Annotated in this window: 1 protein-coding gene and 1 pseudogene; both read left to right on the top strand. The window is 41.5% G+C overall.

Annotated features, from left to right (window positions below):
- Positions 1-624 (top strand): annotated as a pseudogene (locus AC4J95_RS21020) (IS21 family transposase); the annotation flags it as partial.
- Complete coding sequence (istB, locus tag AC4J95_RS21015; RefSeq protein ID WP_494551541.1) at positions 624-1,352, top strand: IS21-like element helper ATPase IstB; 729 nt, start codon at positions 624-626, stop codon at positions 1,350-1,352. The pseudogene AC4J95_RS21020 and the gene istB, both read left to right, overlap by 1 nt.
- The last annotated feature ends 76 nt before the right edge of the window (positions 1,353-1,428 follow it).

Genomic DNA, 1,428 nt, shown 5'->3' with positions numbered 1-1,428 from the left:
TTTAATGACTCCTTAGCTTCTCGACTAGCTCAAGATCGTGAGCGGGTACATTATGAGAAATATGTTGTGATTAATGAACTTTGGCTTGAAGAGAAAACGGATCTCTTGGCGCTACCTGAAACAGATTATCCGGTATTTAAAGAAATAGAAGTAAAAGCAAATAAATACAATGAAATCAAGCTAGACAATGAGCGGGTCCACGTTCCTCGTGCACGAAATCATTCAGTGATCTATGCACTACTTCGCTTTGATTCTTATCAGCTCATTAGCACAGACGGTGAAATCATCACAGAGGGTCTTCGACCCTATATGATGAAATCTAGAGCGATTGACTGGCAAGCAGTTCTACTTGATTGGCGGCGGAAACCACGAGCGATGCATTATTCCCGCTATTGGAAGTATTTGCCTGAGCGGATCAAACTTTACTTGAGCCATACGGATTGGAAAGAACAAGACAAGCGCTTGAATCAACTGTTAGGATTATTGATTACAAATGACATGTTAGGAATTGACCGCAACTTCTACGAGCTGATTGGCGCTTTGGAAGACCCAGATGATGCTTACGCTATTGATTGGGGAAGTTATGATAATTTTCTAACCGCTGGTTTGGAGGTTGGCAATTAATGGATAAAGCTCGATTAGAAGAAGCTTGTAAACAGCTCCACTTATCGCATATACCGCAAGCCATGGGGTCAAACACCTCAGATACCAAGGAAGATTGGCTGATATTTTTGTTGGAGAATGAGTTAAAGTGCCGGGAGAAACTGAAGACTATGCGTCTCTTTAAACAAGCAAAGATCCCTGTTCAACGAACGTTGGACAACTATGAGTGGCATGAGCATATTCAATTGCCAAATTCGACGACTAAAGATGAATTGACTAGCCTCTCCTTTATCCGTCAGAAAGAAAATGCCGTGTTTGTAGGCACTCCTGGAACAGGAAAAACTCATTTAGCTTGCGCTCTCGGCCAAATGGCTACGCAAGCAGGCATTGAAACGCGGTTTTGGCGCGTCTCCGACTTAGTCGGAGAGCTGGAAACTCGTTGGAAGAATAATACGCTAGAGGTTTTTAAACGAAAATTTGATAAATTGAAGCTGATTATTTTAGACGAAATGGGCTATGTTCCATTCACCAAAGAGGGAGCTGAACTGCTCTTCCAGCTGATCAGTGATTGGTATGAGACTAAGAGTATTATTCTAACAAGCAACTTGGAGTTCAGCCAATGGAACAAGGTATTTGTCGATCCACGACTGACCGCTGCTTTGGTTGATCGCTTGATTCACCATGCCCATATTCTCAGCTTCACTGGCGAAAGCTTTCGACTAAAGAACGCATTATCAAAATCAAAATAATAAAAGAATGATTTCAGGTTGCAGTATTGTGTATCTTTCTTCTGCAATTTTATGTATAAAAGTCTTGCAAAATACA

The sequence above is a fragment of the Enterococcus sp. GPZ-007 genome (assembly GCF_059374735.1).
The sequence above is the reverse complement of the archived record's forward strand: the minus strand, read 5'-3'. Positions and strand labels throughout refer to the sequence as shown.